The 12397-nt window shown below is 54.8% G+C and carries 15 protein-coding genes and 1 tRNA gene; 6 read left to right on the forward strand and 10 right to left on the reverse strand.

What is annotated here, in order from left to right; all coding sequences use genetic code 11:
- Positions 1–19 precede the first annotated feature (19 nt).
- Complete coding sequence (locus ACR0EN_RS19645; RefSeq protein ID WP_170514095.1) at positions 20–1417, reverse strand: amidohydrolase family protein; 1398 nt, start codon at positions 1415–1417, stop codon at positions 20–22.
- A gap of 139 nt (positions 1418–1556) precedes the next feature.
- Between ACR0EN_RS19645 and ACR0EN_RS19650 the strand changes: the two genes are divergently transcribed.
- A complete protein-coding gene (locus tag ACR0EN_RS19650) occupies positions 1557–2561 on the forward strand; it encodes a helix-turn-helix domain-containing protein (RefSeq protein ID WP_480588388.1) in 1005 nt (334 codons plus the stop codon).
- Positions 2562–2672: 111 nt separating this feature from the next.
- Here ACR0EN_RS19650 and ACR0EN_RS19655 read toward each other — a convergent pair whose 3' ends face one another.
- Complete coding sequence (locus ACR0EN_RS19655) at positions 2673–3008, reverse strand: hypothetical protein (RefSeq protein ID WP_170514092.1); 336 nt, start codon at positions 3006–3008, stop codon at positions 2673–2675.
- 440 nt (positions 3009–3448) lie between these two features.
- On the opposite strand from ACR0EN_RS19655, the gene ACR0EN_RS19660 reads away from it, so the two are divergent.
- The gene (locus ACR0EN_RS19660; protein WP_170408258.1) at positions 3449–3691 is read left to right on the forward strand and encodes a TFIIB-type zinc ribbon-containing protein; all 243 of its coding nucleotides are present in this window, start codon (positions 3449–3451) and stop codon (positions 3689–3691) included.
- A gap of 94 nt (positions 3692–3785) precedes the next feature.
- Here the strand turns inward: ACR0EN_RS19660 and ACR0EN_RS19665 are convergent, their stop codons facing one another.
- From ACR0EN_RS19665 to ACR0EN_RS19675, 3 genes are all read right to left on the reverse strand, one after another.
- Positions 3786–4652, reverse strand: coding sequence for a hypothetical protein (locus ACR0EN_RS19665; protein WP_170612987.1), 867 nt, complete (start codon positions 4650–4652; stop codon positions 3786–3788).
- Between the two features lie 32 nt (positions 4653–4684).
- The gene (gene uvrB / locus ACR0EN_RS19670) at positions 4685–6871 is read right to left on the reverse strand and encodes an excinuclease ABC subunit UvrB (protein ID WP_170423846.1); all 2187 of its coding nucleotides are present in this window, start codon (positions 6869–6871) and stop codon (positions 4685–4687) included.
- A 77-nt stretch (positions 6872–6948) separates the two neighbouring features.
- Complete coding sequence (locus ACR0EN_RS19675; protein ID WP_480588415.1) at positions 6949–7371, reverse strand: SRPBCC family protein; 423 nt, start codon at positions 7369–7371, stop codon at positions 6949–6951.
- A gap of 202 nt (positions 7372–7573) precedes the next feature.
- Here ACR0EN_RS19675 and ACR0EN_RS19680 point away from each other — a divergent pair, with 202 nt between their 5' ends.
- Together ACR0EN_RS19680 and ACR0EN_RS19685 are read left to right on the forward strand one after the other, a co-directional pair.
- Positions 7574–7885, forward strand: a complete 312-nt coding sequence (locus ACR0EN_RS19680) for an ETC complex I subunit (RefSeq protein ID WP_010442452.1) — start codon at positions 7574–7576, stop codon at positions 7883–7885.
- A 13-nt stretch (positions 7886–7898) separates the two neighbouring features.
- A complete protein-coding gene (locus tag ACR0EN_RS19685) occupies positions 7899–8381 on the forward strand; it encodes a GNAT family N-acetyltransferase (protein ID WP_170408263.1) in 483 nt (160 codons plus the stop codon).
- Positions 8382–8483: 102 nt separating this feature from the next.
- Here the strand turns inward: ACR0EN_RS19685 and ACR0EN_RS19690 are convergent.
- Positions 8484–8561, reverse strand: a tRNA-Arg gene (locus ACR0EN_RS19690).
- A 211-nt stretch (positions 8562–8772) separates the two neighbouring features.
- Between ACR0EN_RS19690 and ACR0EN_RS19695 the strand changes: the two genes are divergently transcribed.
- Positions 8773–9483: an ORF6N domain-containing protein gene (locus ACR0EN_RS19695; protein WP_480588391.1), complete on the forward strand. Its 711-nt coding sequence runs from the start codon at positions 8773–8775 to the stop codon at positions 9481–9483.
- A 5-nt stretch (positions 9484–9488) separates the two neighbouring features.
- Here ACR0EN_RS19695 and ACR0EN_RS19700 read toward each other — a convergent pair whose 3' ends face one another.
- The 4 genes from ACR0EN_RS19700 to ACR0EN_RS19715 all read right to left on the reverse strand — a co-directional run bounded on the left by ACR0EN_RS19700 (position 9489) and on the right by ACR0EN_RS19715 (position 11555).
- Positions 9489–9842: an MmcQ/YjbR family DNA-binding protein gene (locus ACR0EN_RS19700; protein ID WP_170423840.1), complete on the reverse strand. Its 354-nt coding sequence runs from the start codon at positions 9840–9842 to the stop codon at positions 9489–9491.
- Between the two features lie 397 nt (positions 9843–10239).
- Positions 10240–10683 carry an excalibur calcium-binding domain-containing protein gene (locus ACR0EN_RS19705; protein WP_255612008.1) on the reverse strand — a complete coding sequence of 148 codons (444 nt, stop codon included), beginning with the start codon at positions 10681–10683 and terminating at the stop codon, positions 10240–10242.
- Between the two features lie 72 nt (positions 10684–10755).
- Positions 10756–11163, reverse strand: a complete 408-nt coding sequence (locus ACR0EN_RS19710) for a universal stress protein (RefSeq protein WP_170395959.1) — start codon at positions 11161–11163, stop codon at positions 10756–10758.
- Between the two features lie 65 nt (positions 11164–11228).
- On the reverse strand, positions 11229–11555 hold the full coding sequence (locus tag ACR0EN_RS19715) for an antibiotic biosynthesis monooxygenase family protein (RefSeq protein ID WP_170395957.1): 327 nt from the start codon (positions 11553–11555) through the stop codon (positions 11229–11231).
- A 155-nt stretch (positions 11556–11710) separates the two neighbouring features.
- Here ACR0EN_RS19715 and ACR0EN_RS19720 point away from each other — a divergent pair, with 155 nt between their 5' ends.
- Entirely contained in the window at positions 11711–12373 is a 663-nt protein-coding gene (locus tag ACR0EN_RS19720) for a hypothetical protein (RefSeq protein WP_170396100.1), read from the forward strand.
- The last annotated feature ends 24 nt before the right edge of the window (positions 12374–12397 follow it).

Below are 12397 nucleotides of genomic sequence, written 5' to 3' on the forward strand. Positions count from 1 at the left end.
CTCCGGCTGTTCAGACAGGTCAATCCAGCGTGTTTTTGTAGATGACGCCGTCCTTCATGATCAGGCGGATCGTATCTGGGCTTTCAGGCCTCGGGTCGGCACCGAACCATTGATCTCCCGTGCCAACAACCGAGAAGTCTTCAAGTGGGTTACCATCGATGAGCAGGATATCCGCATAAGCTCCTTCCTCGATAACGCCCAGTTTTCCGGCGGTATACGGGTTCATAAAGTCACCTGACAAAGCGACCACCTCACCACCCGTCGATGTCAACGTCACCATCGACGTGTAGGGTCCAAAAAACTCATTGTTCAGGTGCTTCTCGTAGGCAATCTGGATATTGCATGCCTCGACCGAACCAACACAGTCGGTCTGGAACCCTCGCTTCACCGGGCATTCCTTCATATTGTCGATGTAGCCCGCAAATGTGGCCGAGGCGGACTTTGCCTTAGCAAGACTCGACGGGACATTTGCCACTGCCGGAATATCTAGCAATCCGGGATCGAAGGCCGTCAGGTTGGTGGTAATGTATGCCCCTTTTTCGTTCATGACTTGGGCAATTTCACAGTCAAACGAGAAGCCATGTTCGATCGACATCACACCCGCATCTAGCGCGCTCAGGATTGCTTCCTTCCGATAGGAATGCGCCATGACATAGCTGCCATACTCGTTTGCCACCTGTACCGCAGCTTTGATTTCCTCAGGCGATCCAGCCAGCAACTGCCACGGATCGAAGGCCGATACGACGCCACCAGATTGCATGAACTTCAACTGCGTCGCGCCCATGCGGAAATTGTTGCGTGCGAACTTGTAAACGTCATCAACACCGCTAATTTCCTGCGCCAAGTTCAGCCTGCTCATGTTTGTTTCAGATCCGGGCGGTGCAGTGAAATTCGCAAAGTCAGCGTGACCACCCCGCGTTCCGATAAATGCACCAGATGGAAAGTAACGCGGGCCGTCAATTTGGCCTGCGTCAATTGCACGACGTAACCCGCCATTGGCGCCACCCGCATCCCTGACTGTGGTGAAGCCCTGCATCAAATACATCTCGGCCATCCGTGCACCGTGTATGGCAAAGTCCTCCCACGTTGTGTTGGCCTCCATCGCAGGTAACGTCGGCCCCATCAGCATGAGGTGCGCGTGCAGTTCAATAAACCCGGGGGTCAGTGTCCGTCCCTCTCCGTCAATGACCGTAGCATTGGGGGCATCGATCGCTTCGGTTGATACGGCCTTAATCAGATTACCCTCGACCAATACGCTGGCATTCTCGATACGCTGTTCATTGACGCCATCGAAGACATGCACGTTGGTAAACAACGTTTGAGGTTCTTCTTGATCCTGAGCATGCGCGGACGTTGAAAAAGAAAGAGCTGCAGCGACAATTACCGTCGAGCAAAGGGACAATCGTAGGCCGGACATAAGTACTCCCTTCATATTCGTGTTTTGCAAACTGTAGTCCGGAAAATCTTGGCTCGGTTGCCACTTTCGAATTAGGATGTTCGAATGTGATTGAAAAAATGGCCACTTCTTAAAACTAATCCAGACAAGGGTGACGAGCTTGCCTTTCAACTCCACCTCTCAAGAGCATAGCGAGGGCTTTATTCGCCTCTCCTTAGCTGCTCCGTTCCTGCAATATCTCACCGAACGTAAGATCAATCCGCAACCAGCATTGGATCAGGTTGGCCTGAAAGCCGAACTGTTGTCTGACCCAGCCGTGTTCGTGCACTCAGAGTTGGTCTACGGTTTGGTAAATGCCTTCTCAGAAGTGTCAGGAGATCGATACCTTGGACTGAAAGTAGGGGAGACGTTTGACCTGCAACAGTGGCCTCCGTTCGCTCAGGCACTGCAATCGACAAAGACGCTGTTCGAGTTCTTTACCCGTTTCGTGGGGCTTGTACCGCAGGAATCCAATTCTGTGCGACATAGCCTTGTCGTTGAAGCAGACAAAGCGACTTATCGAATCGAAAGGCAACAAGAGCCTACTTTGCCGCCGATTCAGGTGACCGGTTTTGGTGCCGCAATCTATGTACGCCTATTGCAGACCGTCGTCGGAGATGCCTGGGATTCTTCGCGTGTGCGATGGGAAAGCAGATACATCAACGGACTACCTATCGATTACAAAGGGATCGAGGTCGGCCTTGGGACCGATCCCGGAATGCAGATTAGCTTCCCTGTAGAATGGTTGTTTTTGCACCATGTCTCTGAGGGCTCTGCCAAGCCCATCGCCTCAACGCGACAAGATGAAGAAGTAACCGTAGTAGCTGCTTTGCGATCTGTTTTACGCGATAAGCTGGATGAAACCGATTTGGGACCAGAGGTTGTGGCCGGATTGTTGGGAATACAGCCGGAACGGTTTCTTAAGGCGCTTCAGCAACAAGGCACAACGCTGCCCCGCGAAATCAAACGGCTGCGTGTCGATGTCGCCAAGGAACACCTCGGAGAAGACAAAATGACAATAGCTGAGATCGGTCTAATGCTCGGCTACTCCGACAAATCCCATTTCACACGCTTTTTCAGGGGCCAGACCGGAATGACACCGACTAAGTTCCGACTTGGCTCGTAATTATGTTGCAAATGCTTGGATCAGCTGTGCGAACTTGATCTCGGAACAAAAGCAAAGGCGCGACCAGACTGCCGTCCCGACCGCGCCTTAAACCATTCTATTCGAACGCCATTATTGGCCTGTGGTCTCTACGCACGTTCCCTTGCCCCATCCTGACTTGCTGCCCGAGGCAGAGTAATCAAACGTGCCCTTCTCAGGGTGAACGTTATAATTCAGCGTGTAATCCTCACCGACATACAGATAGGTCAGGGTGTCGAGACCGGGAAACACATCCACATCCTTGTCGATATCCCCAATCGTGATGTGGCCCTTCTGCTGGCCATCATACTTCACAAGCCGAGCGGCCATTTCCGGGTGTTCCGCATCCGGTGCCTCACATTCAAACACCCGCTCCTCAGCGACTGCGGCTGCGGGCAATAGGGCAAGAAGAAGAGCTGCCTTTTTCATTGATTTCCAATCTGTATTCGATCTGTTGCACTGCGGCGGCTATTGACGATTTTGGGCGGAATTTTGTCCAAACTCGGGTCGTTCTGCGGTCTCGTTGCACGCATCTCGTTAGACCAATTCACGTTTGGGTTTCGCCTGCGTTTTGAGGTGAGCCCTAAGCACATTTCCATCGCGTTTTGGGGAGTATCCAACCCAGCATTGAGGGCTCGAAGACAGAGACAATGGGTCTATGCGCCCATCAGCTGCTGAGAAATTTCTTAGGGTTCGTCATGGCAACCATTTGGAACCTCAATTTGTGAATTCCAATGCTGAAGGGGGCAGCGCGGGACCGGGCCAACTCTGCCCTATAGCTTTGCCCATAGCGGGACGTGCGGTCGCAGTGGGGTGAAAATCCCTGCGCGCGCTCCCATCTGTTCAGGACAGAAAAAGGAGAGCGTCTGATGCAATGTCCGATTGATGGAACTCAGCTGGTAATCACCGAGCGGAGCGGGGTCGAGATTGATTATTGTCCGCAATGTCGTGGCGTGTGGCTGGACCGTGGAGAACTGGACAAAATCATCGATCGCTCTGCCGACCATACGCCGCCGCCACCGCCGCAGCGGGGTTATGATGACCGATCTGATCACGGATACCGGAAAAAGAAGAAACGCGGCGGCTTTCTGGATGAGCTGTTTGACTTCTAAGACGTTGGCACCGTGATCTGAGAGGGTTTTATCGGTTGTTGTATAGTCACGGGTGAGATGGGTGCGAGCACCCATCCTACGCTTGCTACAAAAATCAGTTCATCATTTGATCGTGAGCTTTGCAGATCAGCCCTACGAGAAACTGATCATTCAGCCCTTCATCATCGGACTTCAAACTGAATTTATAGGTCCCATACCTTTGGTTGTAGCCAAGATAATCACACTTAGATTCTTCGATTGACGCCAAAATCTCTGCTTCCAGAGGTAATTTAACCTCAAGAACCATCGTCGATTTTCTAGGATGAAAGACACAAAAATTTCTCGAACGACCTTCGATTTTAGGTCCAATATAATGTTTGGCAAAATTTAGCTCAGAGTTAGATATCTGATCTTTCATTAAAGTGAAAATCCGTTCGACAACACCAATCGACGCTGAGGATGCGCGCTCAACCCAATATGAGCGATCTACCTCAACGTACTCGTCGAGTTCCTTATCGCCTCCATAATACTCTTGCCGGGTATCCAAGATTTTAGAGAACATGATACTCAATCCGAGATCGTTTTTTGTGGCCGAAAGCTTAATTGCAACTATCGGCACTGAGTTTCCTAGCAGTGTGATAACGTTGAAGAAGCGTCCAGTGATTTCTTCTGCAATCAACACGCAAACGTGATCGATCCCTTTGTAACGCGAACGCTGCAAATCCCAATACTCTATTGCTCGAATAATGTGAGAAGGATCAGTTTTGCCAAGTTGAACTTCCACGCAGTAACGAGTCGGTTCACCATCCTGAAGAAGAAGATCTAGAAAGCCGCCACCAACCTGCGGTACTTCTACGCCGACCAAATCCAATTCACCTAGCCCGAGACACCCCGGTGACTTCTTTATCAGTTCTGCGATCTGTTTTTCGCTAACACATTTCTCGTTCTTGAGGTTGATCTCGTTAAGTATATCTAACTTCATACCTTTTCCTAAATATTAGTGGAGCAAATTCTTCACCGCTTCCGTCTCTTCACATTCCCACCCCGCTGCCCCGGCCTGCCAGCCGTTGACCGCCCGCGCGATTTCACCGCGTCTTCCGAGGCTTTCTCGACCGCCCATTGGCGCGCCATGGGGTCGTCGGCGACGGCCAGATCGACCGCTTCCAGACGTTTGATCTCATCCCGGATATTGGCGGCCTCTTCGAATTCCAGGTTCTCGGCGGCTTTGCGCATCTTCTCGCGCAGACCGTCCAGATGCGCCTCGAGATTCGCGCCGTGCATCGGTTTGTCGATGGTGGCGGTGACGCGGTTCATGTCGACATCGCCTTCGTAGAGACCGGCCAGAACGTCCTCGACATTCTTTTTCACCGTTTCCGGGGTGATGCCATGTTCCTGATTATAGGCCAGCTGCTTGGCGCGGCGGCGGTTGGTCTCGCCCAAGGCGCGCTCCATCGAGCCGGTGATCTTGTCGGCATACATGATCACCCGCCCATCGGCGTTGCGCGCGGCGCGGCCGATGGTCTGGATCAGCGAGGTTTCCGAGCGCAGGAAACCCTCTTTATCCGCGTCCAGAATGGCGACCAGCCCGCATTCTGGGATGTCGAGCCCTTCGCGGAGCAGGTTGATGCCGACCAGCACATCGAACGCCCCCAGCCGCAAGTCGCGCAGGATTTCGATGCGTTCCAGCGTGTCGATGTCCGAGTGCATGTAGCGCACTTTGATGCCCTGTTCGTGCAGGTATTCGGTCAGGTCCTCGGCCATGCGTTTGGTCAGCGTTGTCACCAGCGTGCGGAATCCGTTGGCGGCCACCTTGCGCACCTCGTCCAGAAGGTCGTCCACCTGCATCGACACCGGGCGGATTTCAACCTCTGGGTCCAGTAGACCCGTGGGGCGGATCACTTGTTCGGTGAAGACACCGCCGGTCTGTTCGATCTCCCACTTCGCCGGGGTGGCCGAGACAAAGACGGATTGCGGGCGCATGGCGTCCCATTCCTCGAACTTCAAAGGTCGATTGTCCATGCAGGACGGCAGGCGGAACCCGTGTTCGGCCAGCGTGAACTTGCGCCGATAATCGCCACGGTACATGCCGCCGATCTGCGGGACACTGACATGGGATTCATCGGCGAAGACAATGGCGTTGTCGGGGATGAATTCGAACAGGGTCGGGGGCGGTTCGCCCGGCGCACGGCCCGTGAGGTAGCGCGAGTAGTTCTCGATCCCGTTGCAGACGCCGGTGGCCTCGAGCATTTCCAGATCGAAGTTCGTACGCTGTTCCAGCCTTTGAGCTTCTAGCAGCTTGCCCTCGCCGACCAGCTGATCCAACCGGATGCGGAGTTCCTTTTTGATCCCAATGATCGCTTGATTCATCGTTGGCTTCGGCGTGACGTAGTGCGAATTCGCATAGACCCGCACCTGCTCCATCGTTGCCGCGCGTTCGCCGGTCAGCGGGTCGAACTCGGTGATGGTTTCCAGTTCCTCGCCGAAGAACGAGAATTTCCAAGCACGGTCCTCAAGGTGGGCCGGCCAGATTTCCAGGGAATCGCCACGCACCCGGAAGGACCCGCGCTGGAAAGCCTGATCGTTGCGGCGGTACTGTTGGGCAACCAGATCAGCCATCACCTGCCTCTGGTCATACTCATGACCAACCTTCAGATCCTGTGTCATCGCTCCATAGGTCTCGACCGAACCGATACCGTAGATGCACGAGACCGAGGCGACGATGATCACGTCATCGCGTTCCAGCAGCGCCCGCGTGGCCGAGTGACGCATCCGGTCGATCTGTTCGTTGATCTGCGACTCTTTCTCGATGTACGTGTCCGACCGCGGCACATAGGCTTCTGGCTGGTAATAGTCGTAATAGGAAACGAAATACTCGACCGAGTTCTCTGGGAAGAAGCCCTTGAATTCCCCGTACAGCTGCGCTGCCAGCGTCTTATTTGGCGCCAGGATGATCGCAGGCCGCTGCGTTTCTTCAATCACCTTGGCCATGGTGAAGGTCTTGCCCGTCCCGGTCGCACCCAGCAGGACCTGATCTCGCTCACCATCATTCACACCACCTGCCAGCTCTTTAATCGCCGTCGGCTGGTCGCCAGCCGGTGCGAACTCGGTGTGCATGACGAACTGCTTGCCGCCCTCCAGTTTTAGACGCGCGCGCACGTCGTCTGCGGTCAGTTGGGTCTTGTCGGAATGGGCATAAGGCATGGGCGGGCTCCGGGTCAGGCCCCTACATTTGTTCTTATTTTGTCCATCTGCAAGGGCTGATCTGGATTCATTTTCAGCTAAGCGGTACGGGATTGGGCGTCGGGGTGCGTTTGAACCTTCGCCGCCAAGGCCGACAGGTTCTCGGCCAGTACGCAACCCATCATCATCTTCAACAGGGTTTGTCCCATTAACCAGCCCAACGGTCCATATTTCATACGAAAATCCATACTCCAGATAACACGGCTGCGCGTGTCGGACAGCGGTGTGATGGCAATCGCCGCCTGTGCTTCGCGCAGAGGCATCGCCATCTGCGACAACCGTACGGTGTAGCCGCGGTCAACCTGCCAATCCGTCACCTCTTCGACCAATGATGTGCCGTTCGCGAAGTGACACCGGCGCTGTGACCCAACACCATCCGATCCGGCAGTCAAAGCATCAACCGATGTCACCTGCGGGGCAAACTCATCGATATGCATAAAGCGGCGGAGGATGGCCCAAATCTCATTGGGTCAGGCGTTGATGTCGAGGTGGCGTTCTTGGTGAAGCATCCTGCTGTCCTTTTATGTCTGCGCGCTTTCGACCCCGAACTAATGACAATATCTGTCATTAGGCAGTCCATGCGACCCGCGACAATTGTCATCTTGTCCCGGCGCGCGCTCTGACGCATAAACAGCTTCAGCCAAGTGAGTACGGAGAGGCGACATGCGCGCACGGATTTACCAGCCTTCGCGAAACGCGATGACCTCGGGGATGGCCAAAACCCGCAAATGGGTTCTGGAATACGCCCCGGCTTCTGCGCGTGAGGTCGATCCGCTGATGGGCTGGACCTCGTCCAATGACACCCAAACGCAGGTGCGTCTGAAGTTCGATACCAAGGAAGAGGCGCTGGACTATGCCAAAGACAACGGTATCGACGCGCAGGTAAGCGAGCCGCACAAGCGCAAGCCGAACCTGCGGGCGCGCGGCTATGGTGAGAATTTCGCCACTGACCGGCGCGCTCCCTGGACCCACTGACAAGGCCCAGTGAATGATCGACATCCGCCAAGCAGACCCCGGCGCCAAGGATCTGCGCCCGATCATTCAAGCGCATCTCGCCCATAGCTGGGACGCGACACCGCAAACCTCAAATCATACGCTGGACATTGATGCCCTGCGCGAGCCGGGCATTCGCTTTTGGGCTATTTATGAGGCGGGTAAGCCCTTGGGTTGTGGTGCGCTTAAGGCGCTGCCGGATGGCACTGCCGAAGTTAAATCGGTGCACGTGGTTGCTGCTGCGCGCGGCCGAGGATTGGCGCGTGTGATCATGAACCATCTTGCCGATCTGGCCCGAGCCGAGGGCGTTTCCGCACTTGTCCTGGAAACTGGCGCAAATCATCTCTCGGAATATGACGCAGCACGCAAGCTATATGAAACATTGGGATATTCCTATTGCGGTCCGATCTACGGCTATGACGCCGATCCAAACAGCGCGTTTATGCGGTTGGACCTTACGTCCAGCCCAAAACGCTGAGGGAAAAGCTGAATGCACCCGCTTGGTGCAGTCTGACCGACCGCTTTGAATTCAGATATAAGGGCCGTACCCTTGCCCCGTTTCGAAAAACATCTGAAAAAATGGCGAGCCGTGGAGGACTCGAACCCCCGACCTGAGAATTAGAAGTTCCCTGCTCTAATCCAGCTGAGCTAACGGCCCGGTCTTGTTCCGTTTGTATCAGTCAATCCATTAGGATTGTCAACTTGATAGAGGGCAAGCTTGTTCTTTCAAAAAGGTTATTTCCATCAGGGTATTGGCCGAATCTGACAGACCTCTCGGCAAGAGACATCGAACCTACCTGCAGTTCAAACTTGCAGCCCAGCGCGCCCTGCGTCACGTTTGAAATCACAAATTGTGATTCCAAACGGATATGATGACGAACCCGGAAAACCTGCCCAGCCCTCAAGAGGTCCAAAACGCCATTCATCGGGTGCGCGGTGTACGCGTGGTTCTGGCAGAAGATCTGGCGCAGTTTTACGGGAAATCCGTCAGCGCCTTCAATCAGGCCGTCTCGCGCAATAAGGATCTGTTCGAAGGCTACCGCTTTCAGCTTTCCGACGCAGAGGTCGCGGATTTGCAATCACAGAATGTGATCTCAAAACCCGAAGGCCGCGGTGGCCGACGGGTCAATCCGTGGGTCTATACCGACTACGGCGTAGCTATTGCCTCGACTTTGTTTAAAGATCCGCGCGCGATCAGGATCACGCGGATGATCACCGAAGCCTTTGTTGACGGCACCAATGCGCTAGCGGAAACCCCGCGCAGCCCGCCTGAGATTCTGCCACCGCAAAATGCCCCTACGCCGTTGCTTCCAAATGGGGATCAACTGCGTGATCTGGCCGAAAACATCCTTGATTCCGGACAGCAAAGCCTTGTGGACTACATCGCCAATCCCACCACCAAACGGCAGCAGGCGGTGGCAGTGATCATGAAGACCCTCGCTGAAACGGCGGGCGAAGAGGTTCGCACACAACATGACCGTCTGCGCCTCAGCATCGCCGAACGGCTGGCCAGCGGAGACTATGCCGACGATGATGACCGGAAAAAACTGCTTGAGCTGCTGCACGCCATGAAAGACTGACCGCCTTAAAGGCCCAGCTCTGCCCGCGCCTTTCTGGTCAGCTTAGCAACGACCAGATCGTATGAGATTACAATATGATCTCGCAGCGACGCGTCGCTCATGCCACGTTCATCGTAAACCTGCAGCCATTTCATACCTCGCGATGCCAGATAGGGCGCTGGGCGGATACCTGGCTCATCTCCGAGGACCTCAAAGGCAAGATCGGTGGCCTTGAAGGTAAACGCATCCTTTCCGTCGTTCCAACCACAGATGGCAAAGACTTTGCCGCCTACTTTCCAGACATCTGCGTTGCCCCACTGCACGACATGGCTGGTGGCTTTGAGGTCCGAGCAAAAGGCATTGAATTCATCACGAGTCATCGCGGCGACTGTGGCGCTCTGGTCAGGACAAGGCAAGACCCGCTTTGCGGGTGCAACTTTCTTTACCCGGCATTAACCTAGCTGCGCCAAATCATAGGTGATGTATAACTGCAATTCTCCCCTCTCGCCTGAGGTTTGGCTCAGTGATCTATTCGCCTCCAAGGCAGTGCAGCAAGGTGGCGTAATCCGTCGCAAGGCGCGCGATATAGAGCGATTTGCCGGGATGGAGCGTTTTATGGCCGAAATCAATCGTCGCGGTTATCAAGTGGCGGAAAACTCGGGCCAGATCGTAATCTTCTGCAACCGCGCACCCGTGCGTTGGCTCACCTGAGCCACGCAACGCTTTCTTGAAAAGAAAGCGCCCCGAAATCTTTTCAAGATTTCGCCCCCCACCGATTCAAGGCTTCAAAAACTTTGCCGTTCCGACAGTGCGCTGTTTCGGGGTCTGAAGATTCCGGGGATTGGCTTGGATATCTCCCGGCATCGCGACATTGCGTGGTTTCTGCAAGGCAAACGAGCCACAGGCGACACCATCACCATCGGGGTCATTGCGCTTATGATATCCGGGCCTTCCTTCGCGAAAAGGCCCGAAACCCAGCATCTCCACCGCATCACACCCAGCCAGCGCCACCAGATGGATCACCGCTTCATGACGTTCGTAGTCTGAAACGCGCAGGTAGACACCGATTGCGATCATTCCTGTGGTTAAGGGCAAGGCCAGCACCATCAGTAGAATACGCACCGGAGACAGAGCCTGCCTGCGCAACGCGTCTGCCCGCCGTTGCCGCCGTGTAAGACGAGGGTTCGGATCGGTGTCTTTCGTTTGTTTCCCGGTTGTCATGCCATAGGTCTTACACGCGGTATGTGGCAAAGCCATGGCCGCAATCGGGGTCGGCTTGGAAAAAGCTCGACTTTATCGCACCACATGCACGGCACATTTGGCGTGGCGCACCACATGGGTCGCGGTTGAACCCAACAACAGGTCCTGCATCCCCGGGCGGTGCGAAGCCAGGATGATCAGGTCAGGCTTATTCACTTCAGCCCAGTCCAGAATCGTTCGCCCGGAATGGCCTTCAACCACCAGCCCCTTCGCATTCGGGACGCGCGCCGCCAGAGCATCAAGCTCGGTCTGAATGGCCTTGCGGGCTTCGGACAGATACTCGGCAGGCATGTACGAGATCGCATAATCCGGAATGTGCTCTACCACATGCAGCAGCGTAACCGCAGCCTCGGGCGTCGACAGTAGTTCTGCCAGCTTCAACGCTGCCGAGCTGTCCCGTTCGGCATCAAAGGAAATGGGAACAAGAATGTTATGATACATGGCTCGCGCCTCCGTAGTTGTGCCGCTATTCTGCGCGACCGGTGGTGGCCGTGCATTGACTCAGATCAGGTCTCACCGAATGTCTCGGCGACGTCGTACATCACGGGTTCAAAGCTCTTGCACAGCTCGTTAACCCTGCGATTCCGCTCTCGCATTTCCGGTGTGCGCAACATCGCCAGGAAATCCTCGCGGCGCTCCCATTGTGAATAGTTGGCAATCCGCGTCTGGGCATCATTCACATGCAATCCAGCTGAAATGAAACCCGGCTGTTTCGAAATGAACTCGGCATAAGCATCGGTCAGCGCCTCAAGAAGGTCCTGGCAGGTTCCGGGGGTCATCTCGAAGGTGGTGATGACAGTCTGATAGCTGTTGGTTTTGGAAATCTGCGGCATAAGGCTCCTCCTTTATAGCTGACCCGAGCCTAGCACAGCTTTTGAAAACGCCACCCTTTTCCTGCACATAGACAATGTTTTTGGATCAAAAAATCTTTCTCGAAGATGAACAAGAAACTAACCATCCGTTAACCATGTCTGCCGATGCTGCCCCCATGGCTCGTCTGGTTCTCGTCATTCCGCTGCTTTTTATGGTGTGCACTCCGGCATGGTCCGGTGCGTGGCTCCGCGAGAAGGGGTCAAGCTTCACCGCGTTATCTGTGACCGCTTTCAAAGAGGAAGACGTCTACAAGTACAAAACCTCGCTTTATACCGAGTGGGGATTGCGGCCGAAACTCACGATCGGACTGGATGCCGAGGAGCATCAGGATTTGTATGGGCACGCGCTGGTCTTTGCACGCGTGCCGGTTGCAGACATGGGGTCAGCAGGGCGTCTGGCGGCCGAGTTCGGCGTTGGCGCGCACCATCGCCAGTACAGTAGTTGGGCAATGTACAAAGCAACACTTTCATACGGCAAAAGCATTCAAACCGGATTGGGAGGTGGATGGATCAATGTCGACGCAGCGCTCGAAAACCGCACCCATGAGGCAGTGATCCGCAAATTGGATTTCACGGCCGGTCTGTCCTCGGGTCGACGGTTTGACCCGCTCCTGCAGATCGAAACTTCTTATGTTTCGGACCGACCATGGTACTGGAGGGTGCGACCTTCGCTGATGTATCGCCCAAAGACGGGCAGACTCACCTGGATTCTGGGTGCCGAGCGCAATTCGGCTGATGATAACATCGGGATCAAATTTGGATTGTGGCGCAGCTATTAAAGATGGGCCGCCTACATTCAGGCG

This window comes from Ruegeria sp. AB7 (assembly GCF_056542625.1).

Coding starts and splice junctions, on each gene's coding strand:
- ACR0EN_RS19645 (WP_170514095.1), bottom strand. CDS start 1,417: ATGTCCGGCCTACGATTGTCCCTTTGCTCGACGGTAATTGTCGCTGCA.
- ACR0EN_RS19655 (WP_170514092.1), bottom strand. CDS start 3,008: ATGAAAAAGGCAGCTCTTCTTCTTGCCCTATTGCCCGCAGCCGCAGTC.
- ACR0EN_RS19660 (WP_170408258.1), top strand. CDS start 3,449: ATGCAATGTCCGATTGATGGAACTCAGCTGGTAATCACCGAGCGGAGC.
- ACR0EN_RS19665 (WP_170612987.1), bottom strand. CDS start 4,652: ATGAAGTTAGATATACTTAACGAGATCAACCTCAAGAACGAGAAATGT.
- uvrB (WP_170423846.1), bottom strand. CDS start 6,871: ATGCCTTATGCCCATTCCGACAAGACCCAACTGACCGCAGACGACGTG.
- ACR0EN_RS19680 (WP_010442452.1), top strand. CDS start 7,574: ATGCGCGCACGGATTTACCAGCCTTCGCGAAACGCGATGACCTCGGGG.
- ACR0EN_RS19685 (WP_170408263.1), top strand. CDS start 7,899: ATGATCGACATCCGCCAAGCAGACCCCGGCGCCAAGGATCTGCGCCCG.
- ACR0EN_RS19695 (WP_480588391.1), top strand. CDS start 8,773: ATGATGACGAACCCGGAAAACCTGCCCAGCCCTCAAGAGGTCCAAAAC.
- ACR0EN_RS19700 (WP_170423840.1), bottom strand. CDS start 9,842: ATGACTCGTGATGAATTCAATGCCTTTTGCTCGGACCTCAAAGCCACC.
- ACR0EN_RS19705 (WP_255612008.1), bottom strand. CDS start 10,683: ATGACAACCGGGAAACAAACGAAAGACACCGATCCGAACCCTCGTCTT.
- ACR0EN_RS19710 (WP_170395959.1), bottom strand. CDS start 11,163: ATGTATCATAACATTCTTGTTCCCATTTCCTTTGATGCCGAACGGGAC.
- ACR0EN_RS19715 (WP_170395957.1), bottom strand. CDS start 11,555: ATGCCGCAGATTTCCAAAACCAACAGCTATCAGACTGTCATCACCACC.
- ACR0EN_RS19720 (WP_170396100.1), top strand. CDS start 11,711: ATGGCTCGTCTGGTTCTCGTCATTCCGCTGCTTTTTATGGTGTGCACT.